This is a genomic window from Alphaproteobacteria bacterium, assembly GCA_016124955.1.
In the GTDB taxonomy this organism is placed as follows: domain Bacteria; phylum Pseudomonadota; class Alphaproteobacteria; order UBA9219; family RFNS01; genus RI-461.
In genome coordinates this window covers 322,953-340,703 of the sequence record WGMR01000007.1, presented here as the reverse complement: position 1 = coordinate 340,703, position 17,751 = coordinate 322,953, and the positions used below count along the sequence as shown (strand labels likewise).

At 60.2% G+C, this 17,751-nt stretch carries 15 protein-coding genes; 2 read left to right on the top strand and 13 right to left on the bottom strand.

Annotation, left to right across the window (positions count from 1 at the left end; translation table 11 throughout):
- Window positions 1-11 precede the first annotated feature (11 nt).
- The 13 genes from rseP to ssb form a co-directional block, all read right to left on the bottom strand.
- Window positions 12-1,151 (bottom strand): RIP metalloprotease RseP, encoded by a 1,140-nt coding sequence (gene rseP, locus GC131_07470; GenBank protein MBI1273907.1) that lies wholly within the window; start codon window positions 1,149-1,151, stop codon window positions 12-14.
- A gap of 6 nt (window positions 1,152-1,157) precedes the next feature.
- Window positions 1,158-2,363, bottom strand: coding sequence for a 1-deoxy-D-xylulose-5-phosphate reductoisomerase (locus GC131_07465; GenBank protein MBI1273906.1), 1,206 nt, complete (start codon window positions 2,361-2,363; stop codon window positions 1,158-1,160).
- Window positions 2,354-3,298, bottom strand: coding sequence for a phosphatidate cytidylyltransferase (locus GC131_07460; protein ID MBI1273905.1), 945 nt, complete (start codon window positions 3,296-3,298; stop codon window positions 2,354-2,356). Before GC131_07460 ends, GC131_07465 begins: the two co-directional genes overlap by 10 nt.
- Window positions 3,177-3,923, bottom strand: a complete 747-nt coding sequence (locus GC131_07455; GenBank protein MBI1273904.1) for an isoprenyl transferase — start codon at window positions 3,921-3,923, stop codon at window positions 3,177-3,179. Before GC131_07455 ends, GC131_07460 begins: the two co-directional genes overlap by 122 nt.
- Window positions 3,924-3,934: 11 nt before the next feature.
- Entirely contained in the window at window positions 3,935-4,477 is a 543-nt protein-coding gene (locus GC131_07450; protein ID MBI1273903.1) for a ribosome recycling factor, read from the bottom strand.
- Between the two features lie 26 nt (window positions 4,478-4,503).
- Window positions 4,504-5,277: a UMP kinase gene (locus tag GC131_07445; protein ID MBI1273902.1), complete on the bottom strand. Its 774-nt coding sequence runs from the start codon at window positions 5,275-5,277 to the stop codon at window positions 4,504-4,506.
- Window positions 5,278-5,362: 85 nt separating this feature from the next.
- Window positions 5,363-6,286, bottom strand: coding sequence for an elongation factor Ts (locus GC131_07440; protein MBI1273901.1), 924 nt, complete (start codon window positions 6,284-6,286; stop codon window positions 5,363-5,365).
- An 84-nt stretch (window positions 6,287-6,370) separates the two neighbouring features.
- Window positions 6,371-7,156 carry a 30S ribosomal protein S2 gene (rpsB, locus tag GC131_07435; protein MBI1273900.1) on the bottom strand — a complete coding sequence of 262 codons (786 nt, stop codon included), beginning with the start codon at window positions 7,154-7,156 and terminating at the stop codon, window positions 6,371-6,373.
- Window positions 7,157-7,401: 245 nt separating this feature from the next.
- On the bottom strand, window positions 7,402-7,797 hold the full coding sequence (locus GC131_07430) for an MAPEG family protein (protein MBI1273899.1): 396 nt from the start codon (window positions 7,795-7,797) through the stop codon (window positions 7,402-7,404).
- Entirely contained in the window at window positions 7,794-9,641 is a 1,848-nt protein-coding gene (pabB, locus tag GC131_07425) for an aminodeoxychorismate synthase component I (GenBank protein MBI1273898.1), read from the bottom strand. The genes GC131_07430 and pabB overlap by 4 nt, the downstream gene beginning before the upstream one ends.
- A 55-nt stretch (window positions 9,642-9,696) precedes the next feature.
- Entirely contained in the window at window positions 9,697-13,194 is a 3,498-nt protein-coding gene (gene dnaE / locus GC131_07420) for a DNA polymerase III subunit alpha (protein MBI1273897.1), read from the bottom strand.
- 5 nt (window positions 13,195-13,199) lie between these two features.
- The gene (locus tag GC131_07415) at window positions 13,200-13,616 is read right to left on the bottom strand and encodes a hypothetical protein (protein MBI1273896.1); all 417 of its coding nucleotides are present in this window, start codon (window positions 13,614-13,616) and stop codon (window positions 13,200-13,202) included.
- Window positions 13,617-13,641: 25 nt separating this feature from the next.
- Window positions 13,642-14,124: a single-stranded DNA-binding protein gene (ssb, locus tag GC131_07410; protein MBI1273895.1), complete on the bottom strand. Its 483-nt coding sequence runs from the start codon at window positions 14,122-14,124 to the stop codon at window positions 13,642-13,644.
- Window positions 14,125-14,333: 209 nt separating this feature from the next.
- Between ssb and GC131_07405 the strand changes: the two genes are divergently transcribed.
- A complete protein-coding gene (locus GC131_07405) occupies window positions 14,334-15,704 on the top strand; it encodes a hypothetical protein (protein MBI1273894.1) in 1,371 nt (456 codons plus the stop codon).
- 371 nt (window positions 15,705-16,075) lie between these two features.
- Complete coding sequence (locus GC131_07400; protein MBI1273893.1) at window positions 16,076-17,692, top strand: citramalate synthase; 1,617 nt, start codon at window positions 16,076-16,078, stop codon at window positions 17,690-17,692.
- Window positions 17,693-17,751 lie beyond the last annotated feature (59 nt).

Here is a 17,751-nt window from a genome sequence, read left to right as displayed (position 1 = left end):
TTCCAGCTGGATCAAGAGAACAGGCCTTTCAGATAACTAACGACCTGAAGCTGAACGAGATCGTTCCAGGTCGCAAACAACATAAGGGACAAAACCAGCGCCAGACCGACCCGCGCACCGGCTTCCTGAAGCCGGTCGGACAGAGGCCGCCCGCGCAACTTCTCAGCCGCATAAAATAGCAGATGCCCGCCATCGAGCAAGGGCACGGGGAACAGGTTGATCAGGCCGAGATTAATCGAAAGCACCGCCACAAACCAGAAAAAGGAAGCCGAGCTTTTCTGGCTGGCGACATCGCCCGACATTTTAGCGATCCGCAGCACGCCGCCCAGCTCTTCGCTGTCGCGGGTGCCGGCAATCATCTGGCCCAGCGCCTTCAGCGTTACCGCCGTCATATGCCAGGTTTCCCGCGCCGCGCCGATCAGCGCTTCGCCCGGCGGAAGCTTCTTGATCTCCACGGTCGTGCTCGCGAGGCCAATGCGGCCCGCGGTGTGTTCGTTGCCGAAATGATCTTTGACCTTCGTGATGGCGGGCGTGAGCTTGATGCTGATTTCCGCTTCGCCGCGCAGCACCTTCAGGCTCACGGGCTGGCCCTGCGCGACGCTGATGATGCGCTGGATATCCTCAAACCGCTCGATCGGGCTGCCGTCAATCGCCAGTACCCGGTCGCCCTTTTGCATACCGGCCTTGGCCGCGGGTTCGCCGGCAAGCACATCACCCGCAACCGGCGGGGTAAAAGGCTGGCCCGCCAGCGCGAACAGGAAGGCAAGCACGATAATGGCGAAGATATAGTTCGCGGCCGGGCCGGCGAAGACGATGGCGGCACGCCGGTTCACCGATTTATGATAGAAAGCGACGCTTTTTTCCGTATCCGTCATGGTTTTGACCGCAGCATCGGGGGTCGAGGCCGGGTCGGCATCGCCGAACATCTTTACATAGCCGCCGAGCGGAACGGCCGAGAATTTCCAGCGCGTGCCGTGACTATCGGTCCAGCCGAACAGCTCGGGCCCGAAACCGATCGAAAAAGTTTCGATCTTCACGCCGCAGCGGCGCGCGACCCAGTAATGACCGTATTCGTGCACGAATACGACAACCGTAAGCACCACCACGAACGGGATGAAATAGTTTGTGAGAATATCGAACATCGCTTCCATAGCGCCCTACTTCCCGCCCGACAGCGTTTGGGCATGACGGCGGGCGGCGGCATCGGCCTCCGCCAGCACATCGAGCCCACTGAGCCGCGCGGCCGGAACCTGCCCCAGCGTCGCTTCGTTGATGCGCTCGATATCGAGAAAGCCGATTTTGCCGTCCAGGAACGCCTGCACCGAAACCTCGTTCGCGGCATTGAGCACGGCGGGCGCGGTGCCGCCCGCACGCATCGCTTCGCGCGCCAGGCGCAGGGCGGGGAATTTTTCCGGGTCCGGCGCTTCAAAGGTCAGAGAACCGATCTGCGCGAGATCGAGCCGCGCGGCCGGCGTTTCCATGCGTTCAGGCCATGCCAGCGTATAGCCGATGGGCGTGCGCATATCGGGTGTACCGAGCTGGGCCAGCACCGAGCCATCGGCATATTCCACCATGCTGTGGATCACCGATTGCGGATGCACCACAACGTCTATCTTCTCTTCCGGCATGGCGAAAAGAAAATGCGCTTCGATGACCTCAAGCCCCTTGTTCATCAGGGTCGCGCTATCGATCGATATCTTGGCGCCCATAGTCCAGACCGGATGCTTCACCGCCTGCGCCGCCGTCATCGCTGCCATGTCGGCGCGCGTCATGGTGCGAAACGGCCCGCCCGAAGCGGTCAGGATCAGGCGTGTCACTGCTTCCTTGCGATCGAAATCGAATACCTGCCAGATGGCATTATGCTCGCTGTCCACCGGCAAAAGCTTCGCGCCGGATTGCGCGGCAAGGTCCATCATCAGCGGCCCGGCGCATACAAGCGTTTCCTTGTTGGCGAACGCGACCACCGCGCCGCGGCGCACGGCGGCCAGCGTGGCGGGCAACCCGGCAGCGCCGACGATGGCGGCCATCACCCAATCCGCCGGCATTTGCGCAGCTTCCACAACCGCTTGTGGCCCGGCGGCGGCGCGCACGCCGGTGCCCGCGAGCGCGGCCTTAAGTTCGTCGTAGCAGGCGGGGTCTGCGATTACCGCAACTTCGGGCTTCAGGCTGCGCGCCTGTTCGGCGAGCTTCTGAACATTGCGCCATGCGGTGAGCGCCAGCACCCTGTATTTGCCGGGGGAACGTTCGATCAGGTCTATCGTTTGGCAGCCAACCGAACCGGTGGCGCCCAATATCGTCACGCTACGCTGCGCGGGCGCTGCGGCGGGGTAATCTTTCTGCAAAGCTTGTGTTTTTACCACCATGACAATTCCGTCCCTACCATGACCTGAAACAATACGAAGAACGAGGCCGCGAACACCAGGCCATCGACCCGGTCGAGCAGCCCGCCGTGGCCGGGGATGATCCCGCCGCTATCCTTCATACCGGCCCGCCGTTTGATGTACGATTCGAACAAATCTCCCAACTGGGATACCACGGCCAGCAGCGCGGCCAATAATATAGCAACCAGCGGGTTCTGCACCCCAAAAGCGTTTGCCACCGCATAACCGGCCAAAACCGCGCAAAACACGCCCCCGAACAAGCCCGCCCAGGTCTTGGAAGGGCTGATTTGCGGCACAAGCTTGGCGCCGCCGATCAATTTGCCGGCGGCATAGGCGCCCACATCGGTGCCCCAAACCGTGAGCACAAGGAAATAGGTAAGCCCCATGCCGATCTGGCCGCCGTCAGCCCCCGCGCCGGTACCGTTGCGCAAATACAAAAGCGCAAGGCAGCTGCCGGCCAGATAGGGAATACCGAACGCGATCCAGCCCGCCACATCCCAATCCTTGCGCGCTGCGATCACGAAAAGAATAAGCATAAGCACAATACCGCCCAGCGCCGCCCAGGCGATCGGCAGCAACAGCCCGGCTATAATAATGATGCTGGTGCTGCCATAGGCGGCAGCACGGGTCAGGCGCGAGGGGGTTTTTTGCGTCATGCGCAGCCATTCGCGCATGCCGAGCATGCCGAGCACCATGATGAAAGCGTTATAGAAAGAACCGTCGAAATAAATTGCCGCCAGCACGAGCGGCCCGAAAACGGCCGCCGCAAGCACACGCTTCCAAAGCTCAACCCCGTCAGTTTTGCCCAACGGTTGCTCCGTAGCGGCGCTCACGGCGCTGAAATTCGCCGAGCGCGGCTTCAAGATCGCGCGCGCCAAAATCCGGCCACAGTGTTTCGGTGAAGAAGAATTCGGCATAGGCCGATTGCCACAAAAGGAAGTTGGAAAGCCTTTGTTCGCCGCTGGTACGAATGATCAGGTCCGGATCGGGCAGATCGTGCGTATAAAGCGCGGCCATCACCTCGCCTTCGTCCACCTGCGCGGGGCGCAGCGCACCGGTCGAGACCTTTTCCGCGATTGCGCGGGCGGCGGCCGCAATTTCCTGCCGCGCGCCGTAGGAAAGTGCGATCACAAGTGTCAACGCCTGGTTATCTTTCGTCAGCTCCTCGGCATGGTTGACCATATCGACGATATCCTTGGGCAACTTATCGCGTTCGCCAATGATGCGGACGCGGATGCCGTTGCGATGCATGTTGGCAAGCTCGCTGCGCAGATAAAAACGCAGCAACTGCATCAGCTCTTCGATCTCGTCGAGCGGACGGCGCCAGTTTTCGGCGGAAAAGCTGTAAAGCGTAAGATATTTGACCGGCAGGCTCTTGCACGCTTCAAGCGTGCGCTTCACGGCTTCGATCCCCGCACGGTGGCCCATGGTGCGCGGCAAGCCGCGCGCCGCGGCCCAGCGGCCGTTTCCGTCCATGATGATGGCGACATGCATCGGCGTCTTGATCGCGTCCTTGTCGAAAGGGTGGTCAACCGGTTGCATAACTCGCTCCGTCAGACCTGCGTCACTTCTTTTTCTTTGCCCGCCAGCGCTTCATCGATCTTCTTGATATGCTGGTCGGTCAGTTGCTGCACCTTGTCGGTAAGCTTTTTGTGATCGTCTTCCGGCAGGGCGGCTTTTTTCAAAGTATCCATCGCATCGCGGCGCACATTGCGCACTGCCACACGCGCCTGCTCTGCATATTTGCCCGAGATTTTCACAAGCTCCTGCCGCCGCTCGGCACTCAGCTCCGGCACCGGCACGCGGACCAGCTGCCCATCGGGCTGCGGGTTGAGGCCGAGCCCGGCGTCGCGGATCGCCTTTTCCACCGATTTCACAAGCCCCTTGTCCCACACCTGCACGGTCAGCAGGCGCGGTTCGGGCACGCCGACGGTACCAACCTGGTTAATCGGCATGGCGCTGCCATAGGCATCGACCGAGACATGCTCGAGCAGATTGGTAGAGGCACGGCCGGTGCGCAGGCTGCCGAATTCCTTCTTCAGCGCATCGAATGCGCCGTCCATGCGTTTGCCGAATTCGTCGATATTCACTGTCATGATTGTCCCCGGGGATTGCGGATGGATTAGTCTGTGATGATTGTGAACTTGCCTTTGCCCTGCATCACATTCGCGAAGCCGCCTTGCTCGAAGATCGAGAAAACAAGGATCGGAATTTTGCTCTGGCGTGCCAGCGAGATGGCCGAGGTGTCCATGACCTCGAGATCCTGCGAAAGCACATCGAAATAGCTTAGCCGATCGTAGCGCTGCGCATTCTTATCTTTCTTCGGGTCGGCGCTATAGACGCCATCGACCTTGGTGGCCTTGAGCAGCGCATCGCACTGCATCTCCGAAGCGCGTAGCGCCGCGGCACTGTCGGTTGTGAAAAAGGGGTTGCCGGTTCCTGCGGCAAAAATCACCACGCGGCTCTTTTCCATGTGGCGCATGGCGCGGCGGCGAATATAGGGTTCGCACACCGAAGACATCGGGATCGCGGATTGCACCCGCGTCGGCACGCCCGCCTTTTCAAGGGCATTTTGCATGGCAAGCGCGTTGATCACGGTCGCCAGCATGCCCATATAATCGGCCGTGGCGCGATCCATGCCGCTGGCCGCGCCGGAAATGCCGCGGAAGATATTGCCGCCGCCGATCACGGCGCAAACCTGCACGCCCATATCGATAACACTTTTGATCTCGCCCGCCACACGATCGACCACGATGGGATCGAGCCCGTATTCATGGCTGCCCATCAGGGCTTCGCCCGAAAGCTTGACGAGAACGCGGTTATAAAGGGCGGAGCCGGAAATAGCCTTCAGGGGAACACCGGGTGCGGCGTTTTTTTGCACTGTTTTGTTTGCCATCAGGCGCCCCCTTGGTGATCCGCCACTCTTATATCACGAATTTACGCCATTCCCATGCCCGGCGAAAACCCCCTTTGCCGGGCGGTTACGAGGCCATTTTTGCTACTTCGGCGGCGAAATCGTCCTGCGTCTTTTCAACGCCTTCGCCCAGCTGGAAGCGGGTGAAGCCCGCAAGCTTGACCGGCGCGCCAAATTCCTTGGAAGCGTTTTCGATCACCTTGCTGATGCGGGTTTCGCCGTCCACCACATAGACTTGTTCGGTGAAAACGACTTCCTCGTAATACTTGCGCAAACGGCCTTCAACCATCTTGGCGATGATGTCTTCGGGCTTGCCCGAAGCGCGGGCCTGTTCGGCCAGCACCGAGCGTTCGCGCTCGAGCGCGCCTTGATCGACATCGGCAATCGTCAGCGCTTCGGGGCGCGCGGCGGCCACATGCATGGCCAGTTGCTTGCCCAGCTCCTGCAGCTTTTCTGCGGGCGCGGCGGATTCGAGCGCGACCAGAACGCCGATCTTGCCGAGATCCGGCGCGACAGCATTGTGCACATAGCTCGCGACCACGCCCTGCTTCACATTCAGGCGTGCGGCGCGGCGAATACCCATGTTCTCGCCGATGGTGGCGATCAGGTTGGTCAATTCGTCCGCGACCGCATGCTTCGCACCCGGAAACTGTGTGGCCTTCAGCGCCTCGACATCGCCATTGCCGGCCAGTGCCAGCCTGGCGGTGGCAAGCGCGAATTTCTGGAACTGTTCGTTGCGACCGACGAAATCGGTTTCGGCATTCACTTCCACCATGGCGGCGGTTGCGCCATCGGCGGCCACGGCCACAAGCCCTTCGGCGGCGGCACGGCCGGCCTTCTTGGCGGCAGCCGACAGGCCCTTTTTGCGCAGCCAGTCAACCGCGGCTTCGATATCGCCGCTCGCTTCGGTAAGCGCCTTTTTGCAGTCCATCATGCCCGCGCCGGTTTTGTCGCGCAGATCCTTCACGAGTTGTGCGGTAATTTCTGCCATTGCTATCTCCGTTCATTGTGGCGCCGCCGGCGCCGCGCACGGAATGATGTGTCCGGCGCGGCACGCGGTAGCGCGCAGTTTCTATCAGGCCGAAGCCGCGATCGGGCCTTCGTCGGCCGCGCCCGCCTGCTTGGCGGCAGGCACCACGGCGGCTTCGCCGGCATCCTTGCCGCTGGCACGTACCTCGGCTTCGATGCCGTCAAGCACCGCCGCCGACGCGAGATCGCAATACATCTCGATGGCGCGGATGGCGTCATCGTTGCCCGGAACCGGGTAGGTGATATGCGCCGGGTCGCTGTTGCTATCGACAATAGCGATCACAGGGATACCAAGCACGGTCGCTTCTTCGACCGCGATCTGCTCCTTGTTGGTGTCGATCACGAACAGGATATCGGGCGTACCGCCCATTTCCTTGATGCCGCCGAGCGCCTTTTCCAGCTTGTCGCGCTTGCGGGCGATATCGAGCTGTTCTTTCTTGGTCAGCTTCATCGCCTCGTTTTCCAACTTTTCGTTGTATTCGCGCAGCTTCTTGATCGATTGCGAAATGGTTTTCCAGTTCGTCAGCATGCCGCCAAGCCAGCGGTGGTTGACATAATACTGGCCGCAACGCTGCGCAGTTTCCGCAACCTTTTCCTGTGCCGCGCGCTTGGTGCCCACGAACAGAACGCGGCCGCCGCCTGCGGCGGTATCGCGCAGAACCTGCAGCGCCTGATGAAGCATCGGCACGGTCTGTTCAAGATCGATGATGTGCACGCCGCTGCGGACGCCGAAAAGATACTGCTGCATCTTCGGGTTCCAGCGACGGGTGTTGTGGCCGAAATGAATGCCGGCTTCGAAAAGCTGGCGCATGGTGAATGTTGGCATCGGCATGGATGCACTCCTCCTTCATGTTGTTGCCTCTGCAGGCCATTCCCGGTGCTTGCGCCCCGGACATGGGAGGGTGCCTTTTGGGACAACCCGGCCTGCATGTGATGTCATACAAACGGCACCTGCCGCCTGCATGCAGGGCGGTTTATAGAGGGGCGTGGCAGAAAATGCAACGATTACATCGACCGCGCCAGCGCCGATGATTATAAATATCTATTTATTATCAACATGTTAGACGTATTCCTGGCTTAGATCACGCCAAGCAATGTCAAGGCCAGCGTCAATTGGCAGAAAAAACCTGTCGCAAAAGCCAGTGTGCGCAACAACGGCACCGCCAGCGTCTGCACAACCAAATGCACAAGCCGCGCCCAGAAATAGAGCATGGCGGCCATGGCCGTGGTTTCATTGCCCATGCCGGAAACATGCACCGCCAGCGCCAGCGGCGCGAACACCGCGAGGTTTTCGACTGCGTTCGCATGCGCCTTCATCATGCGCGCCGCCCATGCCGCCTTCGGCGGGGCGGGGATACGCGGCTTCATAACCGCCGCACTTCCATATTCAACAAGCCGGTTGACGATATAGGGCGCCCAGACAAGACCGGTCATGAGTGTAACGAGGGTCAGCCAGTATAGTTCCGCGCTCATGCCTGTTTCCTTTCGGTTGTGCCGTCTGCTTGCCGCTCCATGCGTACCGCCGTCATCAGCCCGCGCACGGAATTCCCGAGCAGCACTTCATCCGCGGCCTCAAGATCGGCCGGGGTCAGAACTTTTTCGGTTAGCGTGATTTCCGGGTCGTCGAACAACGAACGGCGCAAACAGCCGTCGAGCACGCCGCACGAAAGCGGCGGCGTGAACAGCGTGGCGCCGAAACGCGCGAACACGTTGGCGCGGGCGGCTTCCGTAACCTCGCCGCGCTCGTTCAGGAAAATAACCTCGTCGCACCCGGCCGCATCCTTCAGCCGCGCCAGCTCGTTTTCATACATTCCTCGGTTGGTGGTTTTGTGGCGCAGGAACGGATCGCGGCTGTCGGCGCGACGGTCGGCAATTGCGTAACGCAGGATCGCGTTCTGCATCAAGGTTAGCGGTCCGGCTTCCACGCGCGGCGCGCCGTCTTCGGCAAGCGTGAGCCGTACGCGCAGGCTTTTGTGCCCGGCATTCTGCACCGCGCGCGCAAGCGCGGTCCGCACCCGCGTCTCATCGAAGCCGTAGCCGAAATAGAAAGCCGATTGCCGCAGCCGCGCAAGATGCCGGTCGAGCAGATAAAAACCTTCGTCTTCGCGCCAACGCATGGTTTCAAGCAGATCGAAGGCGGGGACATCCTGCGTCACGAAGCGGGCCTTGAGCACGCATTCTTCGTATTCACCATCGACCGAACTATCGGCCACCACCGCGCTGCCGACGCCCATCACCGCGTGCCCGCCGCGTATCGTCAGCGTGCGGATGGCGACATTGAAAAGCATGTCGCCTGCGCCGGTCGCTTGCGGCGGCGCAATCATACCGATCGCCCCGCAATAGGCGCCGCGCGGCTGCGCTTCAAGTTCGCGGATAATTTCCATCGCCCTGATTTTCGGCGCGCCCGTGACGGAGCCGCAAGGAAACAATGTGCGCAAAAGCGCCAGCGGCCGCGTGCCGGGCGGCAGCCGCGCGGTGACGGTCGAGGTCAGCTGGTGCAGCGTGGGGTAGGTTTCCGTCTGGTACAGCGGGCCGGCCTGCACGCTGCCGGGCAGCGCAAGCCGCGCGAGATCGTTGCGCAGCAGATCGACGATCATCAGGTTTTCTGATTGCGCCTTGGGATCGCGCACGAGGCTTTCAGCCTGCACACGGTCTTCATCATAGCCGGGCGCGCGCGGCGCCGTGCCTTTCATCGGCCGCGTGACGACGCGATCGCCCGTGACCTGCATGAACAGTTCGGGCGAAAGCGAAAGCACCCAGCCGCCATCCGGCGCGTGCACGAGCGCCTGATGCCCGCCATGCTGGCGGCGGCGCAGCCGGCGATAGAGAGCAACCGGGTCGCCTTCAACCTCGCCATGCAGCGGAAAAGTGAGGTTGACCTGATAGGCATCGCCTGCGCGAATGTAATCGAGCACGCGCTGCATCGCCTTGACATAGCCGGCGGCACTGACCTGCGGCTTCATGGTGCCGACGCGGCAGGGACCGTTTTCCATGCGCGCGAGATAATCGGCTGTGGCGGCGGGCGTCAGCTTTTGCGGCGCCTGAAACATGCCGCAGGAAATCAGCGGCGCCTTGCTTTTCGGCAAAAGCCGCGCCAGCTTCGGTTCGAACGCATAGCCAAGTTCGTATGAAAAACACCCGGCGATATGGAAACCCTGCATGCGCGCTTTTTCAAGCTGCGCCATCGCGGCTTCGACATCTTCGGCGTTATAGGCGGTAATCCAGCTTCGCGGTTTCGTGAACAGCAGCGAGCCCGGACCCTGTTCGGAGCCCTGCATACGCGCATCATCAAGAAGAATGAAAGGTTCGACCGCCATCGCTCGCCATAAATGCCATGCCGGCGGCACGGCGTAAAGCGGCGCGAAAATGTCCCTAGAATTCCTGCACTTCCACGCCGCCCGGAAGCTGGCGCAGCGCGGTTTTAACGGATTCGTTCAAAAGATAAGCTTCAGGCAAATCAATTTCGGCTTCGCTCAGGTCATCAAGCTCAAGCGCGAGCTGCACCTTGCCCCGTCCCTTTTGCGCCCCATCAAGCAGTTTGTGCAACGCATCGAGCGCTTCGGTATTGCGCACAAGCAGGCGCACGCCGCGCGACATCCGCTCCGCCGCTTCCTTCAACGGCTGGAAGGTGCGGCCGATGAAGCGCAGATCGTCGCCGCCTTGCTGGCCGCCGATTTGCGCATCGACCTCGATCAGCAGCGTGCTGCCTGTCTCAAGCTGTTCGCGGCTCGCGGCCAGAAGTTCGGAAAACACCGTGACCTCGAACGCGCCGCCGCCATCCGACATCTGCACAAAGGCGAAGCGGTTACCGGATTTCGATGTGCGCTCCTGCTTGCCCATAACGACACCGGCCAGCTTGAAACGGCTCGGCCCCGACGCACGCAAAAGGGAGGGAACGCCGGCCGCGGGCACAACATTCATGCGTTCAAGCAAAACACGATAGGCGTCCAGCGGATGGGCGGAAAGATAAAAACCGATCGCATTGAATTCGTGCTGCAAGCGGGTCAGATCGTCCCAGTTGCGCGCATCCGGCAATTGCGGACGCGCAGCGGCTTCCGGCTCGGATGCGAACAAATTGTTCTGGCCGCTGCTGCGTTCATCGGCGGCGGCGCTGGCATGGCGGGAAAGCATTTCGGCTGCCGCCAGCACTTGCGCGCGGTTGCGGTTGAGCGTATCGAACGCGCCCGCAGCCGCCAGGCTTTCAAGCTGTTTCTTGTTCATCGCCTTGGGGTCGGCGCGGGATGCAAAATCGAACAGATCCTTGAACGGGCCGTCGGCTTCGCGCGCCGCGACCACGCTTTTCATAGCCGCCGCGCCAACGCCCTTCAGCGCCGCGAGCGCGTAGCGGATCGCTTTCTTCCCGCTTTCGGTTTCCTCGACCGCAAAAGCGGCGTGGCTGCGGTTGATATCGGGGGGCAGCAGCGCGATAGCGTTACGCGCCAGCTCCTGCCGCACCATGTTCAGCTTGTCGGTATCGCCCATTTCAAAATTCATTGAGGCTGCGAAAAATTCCACCGCATAGTTGGCTTTCAGATACGCGGTCTGGTACGCGATCAGCGCATAGGCCGCCGCGTGGCTTTTGTTGAAGCCGTAGCCCGCGAACTTGTCGATCTGATCGAAAATCGCGCCCGCCTGCGCTTCGGAAACCTTGTTCTTTTTCGCGCCGGCAATGAAGCTGGCGCGCTGCGCCGCCATTTCATCAGCCTTTTTCTTGCCCATCGCACGGCGCAGCAGATCGGCGTTGCCGAGGCTGTAGCCCGCCAGCACCTGCGCCGCCTGCATCACCTGTTCCTGATAGACCGGAATGCCATAGGTATCGCGCAGCACGGGTTCCAGAAGCGGGTGCAGGTAATCGGGTTTTTCCTCGCCCTGCTTGGTCTTGATGAATTTCGGGATATTATCCATCGGGCCCGGGCGATAGAGCGCGACAAGCGCGATGATTTCCTCGAACCGTTCGGGGCGCAGCCGCCGCAGCACATCGCGCATGCCCGAACTTTCTAGCTGGAACACGCCCGTGGTATCGCCGCGCGCCATGAGCGCGAAGGTTTTCGCGTCATCCAGCGGCAGCGCGGCCAGATCGACCGCCACGCCGCGCGCGGCAAGGATATCGACCGTTTGCTGCAGCACATCGAGCGTTTTAAGGCCGAGGAAATCGAACTTCACCAGCCCGGCCAGCTCGACCGTCTTCATATTGTATTGCGTGGCCGGAAGCGCCGCGCCCGGATCGCGGTACAGCGGCACCAATTCGGTCAGCGGCCGGTCGCTGATCACCACGCCCGCAGCGTGGGTGGACGCGTTGCGGAACAGCCCTTCGAGCCTGAGCGCGATATGCATAAGCCGTTCGACCACCGGGTCGGCGCTGCGCATGGCTTGCAGCTGCGGTTCGCTATCGAGCGCCTGCGCCAGCGTGACGGGGTTGGCGGGGTTGTTCGGCACCAGCTTGCAGATTTTATCGACATATCCGTAAGGCATGCCGAGCACGCGCCCGACATCGCGCAGCACCGCGCGTGCCTGCAGCTTGCCGAAAGTGATGATCTGCGCGACCCGGTCGGCGCCGTATTTATCGCGCACATACCCGATCACTTCGTCGCGCCGCTCCTGGCAAAAATCGATATCGAAATCCGGCATCGAGACGCGCTCGGGGTTCAAAAAACGTTCGAACAGCAGCCCGAAGCGGATCGGATCGAGATCGGTGATCAGCAGCGACCACGCCACCACAGAACCGGCGCCGGAACCGCGCCCGGGCCCGACCGGAATGCCCTGCCCCTTGGCCCATTTGATAAAATCGGATGTGATCAGGAAATAGCCCGCGAAACCCATCTTGATGATCACGTCCAGTTCATATTCCAGACGTTCTAGATAGGCTTTCTTATCATTCACGCCCGCGGCCTTGATGCGCCCGGCCAGCCCCGCGCGCGCCTGTTCGCGCAATTCATCGGCTTCGCTGCGGCCGCCCGTGGTTTCGAAAGCGGGCAAAATGGGGTCGATCTGCTGCGGCATTACCGCGCAGCGGCGTGCGATCACAAGCGTGTTGTCGCACGCTTCGGGCAAATCGGCGAACAGCTCGCGCATCTCGGAGGCCGATTTGAAACGATGATCGGGCGTAAGGCGGCGGCGCCTGGGCTCCGCCACCATCGCTTTGTCGGCGATGCATAAAAGCGCGTCATGCGCTTCGTACATATCCTCGGTGCCGAAATAGACGTCGTTGGTCGCGACCAGCGGCAGATTATGCTTGTAGGCAAGATCGATCAGCGCGCCTTCTATCCTCTGTTCGGCATTGCCGACCGCACCGCCGGCATGGCGCATGATTTCCACATACAGCCGCCCGGGATAAATGCCTGCGAGGCGCTGCAGCGCGGCTTCACCCGCCGCTTCCTGCCCATCAAGCAGCAAACGCCCCACCGGCCCATCGGCCCCGCCGCTTAGCGCGATCAGTCCTTCGGCACGTTCGCCAAGCTCATCCCACGTTATATGCGGCACGCCGCGATCTTCCGCGAGAAATGAATGGCTAACGAGCCAAACAAGGTTTTTATAGCCCGCTTCGTTCTGTGCAATCAGCACGATGCGGTCCGTCACCACCTGCCCCGCCGGACCTTGCGCCTGATCGGGCCGCGCCAGCGCGAGCTTGCAACCGATAATGGGTTGAATGCCGGCAGCAGCGGCGTCCATCGCAAATTCCAGTGCGCCAAACAGATTGCCGCTGTCGGTCACGGCGACGGCGGGCATGTTGTTTGCCTTGCAAAGGCCGATCAGATCGGCGCGCACCGCCTTGCTGCCGTCTTTCGGTTTGTCTTCCTTGATCTTGATCGCGCCTTCGGCCAGCGAATAGCTGGTATGAACGCGCAAATGAATGAAGCCGGTTTCGCTCATTGCGTTCAGAAGAACTGCAGGGAAACGAACTGCACCAACAGGGTGCCAGCAAGCACCCCGATAACGGCGAAAGTGCCCTGCATGGCGCGGAAGCGGTAGCGCCCGCCGCGCACGCGCTTGTCGCCTTCATACGCTTCGTCTTTCAACAGGCCATAAACGTGCAGGCCGCGCGCGACGGCAAAAAAAGCACCGAAGCCATGCACCGCCAGCGCGGAAAGCCCGTTATATTCGGCCGCCATTAACATAAGGAGAAACAGCGGAACATATTCGGAAAAATTGCCGTGCGCGCGTATGCGCATGCGCAGCACGTCGTTGCCGCCGTCGCCCACCGCCACCTTGAAGGCGCGGCGGCCTTTGATGACGTGAAGCGCGAGCACAACATAAGCGAACGCGAATAATGCGATATAGAGCGATGCGGCCATGTTCCGGTTGCCCTTTCAGGCCCGGTTAGAACGGGATCTCGTCATCAAGATCCGCCGCCGCGGCCTTGCCGCCGCCGGCTACCCGCGCGCCGCCGCCACGGCTTTCGCCACGATCATCGAGCGAGGCGCTGTCGTTGGCGGCATCGCCGCCGCCGCTCCGGCCATCAAGCATGGTGAGCTCGCCGCGGTAGGGGCGCAACACAACCTCGGTCGAATATTTGTCCTGGCCGTCCTTGTCCTGCCATTTACGGGTTTCGAGCTGGCCTTCGAGATAAACCTTCGAGCCCTTCTTCAGGTAACGCTCGACAATGTTCACGAGATTTTCGTTGAGCACCGAAATGCGGTGCCATTCGGTGCGCTCCTTGCGCTCGCCCGTCGCCTTGTCCTTCCAGTTTTCGGAAGTGGCGACCGAAAAGCTGGCTACGCGCCCGCCGTTCTGAAACGTGCGCACCTCCGGGTCCTTGCCCAGATTGCCCACCAGAATGACCTTATTGACGCTGCCTGCCATGCTCGAATCTCCTGTTTTTCCAATGTATGCGCAGTCTAGCGTGGAAATCCGGCAAATTCCACGACCGTAAATGCAATGAATCCAACAAGTAACCCATGGCCTGGCGGCACCCGCACACAGGAAATCATTTATTTTCTTTACCGGTTGAGCAGCAAGGCCTTATAACACCCAGGAATTTATTGAAATAAATCTATATTGGATATTTCAGAATGACAGAAACAGCCACCTTTTCCGGCCTAGCTAGCACCCTTGAGAGAAACGCAGCGCTTTCCGCCCGGAAAAAACAGGAAATACTTGCCATGTACGGCACGGTGGAAAATTTTCATGCCGGGCTGCGACTCGAGTCGGTCGTTTCGGATGGCGAGCATGCTAGGATGCGTTTGTTCGGACCGGTGTACCGATGGCTCAGGCTTGCTGCGGATTCCCTCTTCAAGCCTCTTGGCGAATCGCTGCTGGCGAAACTGGATCAGTTCTACGATATTTACGAACCCTGTTTCCCGCTGCAGGAAGAGCGTAAAAGCAAGGAAGGGTTTCACCGGAACCTTTTCAACAATAATTTCGACAAAAAAATCCTGCGCGCTATCGGTGACGGCAAATATCGGGAATTCTGCACCACGCTATACGCACCAGACGGCACAAAAATCGGTGGCGTCAATTTCGGCCTTTACATACACAAAAACGGCCCGCCAACGGTGCACAGCACCTATTATTTCCTCGCACCAGAATATCGCGGCATGAAGCTTGCTTCGCAACTGGTCAAACTCCGCGATCAAATGGTCATGGAATATCTGGCCAAGACCGCACCAAAAACGCTCAGAACTTATGGACATTTTCTCGACATCGCCGAATTTAACAATCCTGAAGAAATGTCAACCGGCGGCTACGCAAGCGACAGCGCCGACGCGGTTGACCGTCTCCATATGTGGCGGAGCATGGGCTTTAAAAGGCTTGATATGCCTTATGCGCAACCAGAACTCGACCCCGGCAGCGGGCCTTGTGAATATTTAAGTCTCAATGTGCGCCGCCGCAATATTGTGCAGAATACGGATGGCGCCTTTGCGCTCGGCGACCGGGCCGGTGATGTAAGCAACGTGCCAGCATCGCATATCAATAATCACCTGCGCGCCTTCTATATCCAGCATGCCACCAGCAACCCGCATGCGGCCGAGGAAGACCCGACGGCGCGGCGAATTTTGGGTCATCTTGCGGGGCTTGGCAGCGCCGATATCGCGACAGTTGCGGATAATCGATACGACAAAAAATACCTGCAATTCTGGGGTGCCTGCATAACGCAACTGAAGACGCTGTATGCCGATACGCCCTTGAGCGATGACGAAACCATTCTGCAAATGCACAACAGAACCTACGACCCGGCGGGCGCAGACCATAACAGCGCATACAAAACCATGGTGGATGACTTGCTTGAAAAACTTGGCCTGGCCGGACCGCCTTTGTCGCCTAGTGCCTGCTATGCGCCACCCAGAGCAAGCGCGCAATTATTGTCGGTCAGCAGGGGACGCTTGAGCATCAGAGCAAAGCGCATCAGCCTCAGGCCGCCGTTGCGCGTGCTTGCGGCATAAAGCCGCCGGCATTACCCAAGATGGGTAAAACGGACGGGGTTTTTACGGTTAATCCTTAAACATTCCTTGCAACGCGCGAGCGCCGGTAATAACTGTTGATAAAATATTGTTTCTTTTCCGTATGTTACCATATGTTACGCTTGCATTATGCACAGAAAAAGGGGTAAGCTTTGTCTATGATGAAAATGAATTCAGATGCTTTTGATTTCTCCCACCTCATGCTGACCGGCGTGATCTTCGTGATCGCGGCCATTATTCCGATTATTCCCGCCTGAGCGGGATATATCTTTCTTTCCATCAATTCGGTAGTTTCTGCGCGGCCCCTTTAAAAGGCCCGGCGCTCTTTTTTGCCGTTATACGGGATTTTGGTCATGGCTGAACGTCTTTATCTATTCGATACAACGCTGCGCGACGGGGCGCAGACATCCGGGGTGGATTTTTCGGTTGCCGACAAGCGCGCGATCGCCGCGATGCTTGACGATCTGGGCATGGATTACATCGAAGGCGGCTGGCCCGGCGCCAACCCGACCGACGATGCTTTCTTCGCCGCCCCGCCCGCGTGCCAGAATGCCGCCTTCACCGCTTTCGGCATGACGCGCCGCCCCGGCAAAAGCGCCGCGAACGACCCCGGTCTCAATGCGGTGCTTAATGCCGACACCCGGGCCGTGTGCCTTGTCGGCAAAAGCTGGGATTTCCAGGTCAAGGTTGCGCTGAACACCACGGGGGATGAAAACCTCGCGCTGATCCGCGACAGCATTGCCGAAGCCGTGAAGCGCGGACGCGAAGCGTTGTTTGATGCTGAACATTTCTTCGACGGCTACAAGGCCGATGCGGGTTATGCGCTTTCGTGCCTGCAGGCGGCGCACGAAGCGGGCGCGCGGTGGCTGGTGCTATGCGATACCAACGGCGGCACGCTGCCGCATGAGGTGGATGAAATCGTTTCCGCCGTGGCGGGGAAATTCCCCGCAGGCACACCCGATGGCGGGCTGGGCATCCATACCCACGACGATACCGGCAATGCGGTCGCCAATTCGCTCGCGGCCGTGCGCGCGGGTTGCCGCATGGTGCAAGGCACATTGAACGGTTTGGGCGAACGCTGCGGCAACGCCAACCTTGTCACGCTCATTCCCACGCTGACGCTCAAGATGGGTTATGAAACCGCGTTGAAGCCGAACGCGCTTGGCAAGCTGACACAGATCAGCCGCCAGTTCGATGAAATGCTGAACCGCGCGCCAAACAGGCATGCGCCCTATGTCGGCGCCGCGGCGTTTGCGCACAAGGGCGGGCTGCATGTTTCCGCGGTCGCCAAAAACCCGGCCAGCTACGAACATATCGATCCCGCTGCGGTCGGCAACCGGCGCACGATCGTGGTTTCGGACCAGGCCGGACGTTCGAACATCCTTTCGCGGCTCGGGGAAATCGGCCTGAAGGCCGATCCGAAGGACCCGCATGTGACCGAGCTGGTCGAGCTTGTGAAACGCCGCGAATATGAAGGCTATGCCTATGACGGCGCGGAGGCGAGTTTTGAATTGCTGGCACGGCGTATGCTCGGGCTCGTGCCCGATTATTTCGAAGTGACGCGCTTTTCGGTAACCGACGAGCACCGCCACAACAAGGCGGGCGAGCTGATGATCGTCTCCGAAGCCACGGCCGAGCTGCGCATCGGCGACAAGGTTTTCAAAACCACCGCCGATGGCAACGGCCCGGTCAACGCCATCGATCGCGCGCTGCGCAAAGCACTTGAGCCCATCTATCCCGCGCTGAAAGATATGAAGCTGGTTGATTACCGCGTGCGCATCCTGCGCGCGACCGACGCTTCGGGCGCCGCGCCGCGCGTCATGATCGAAAGCAGCGATCTTGCGGGCGGCGAACGCTGGTTCACGGTTGGCGTTTCGACCAATATCATCGATGCCTCGTTCGATGCGCTGGGCGACAGCATGGTGTTCCGGTTGCTGCGCGCGAACGTACAGGCAAAGGTGGCGGCATAGGGTAAAACGCAGGCTTCTCAAAGGGATAATTGCCGCCAAAACAAGCCCTTGAGCGATGT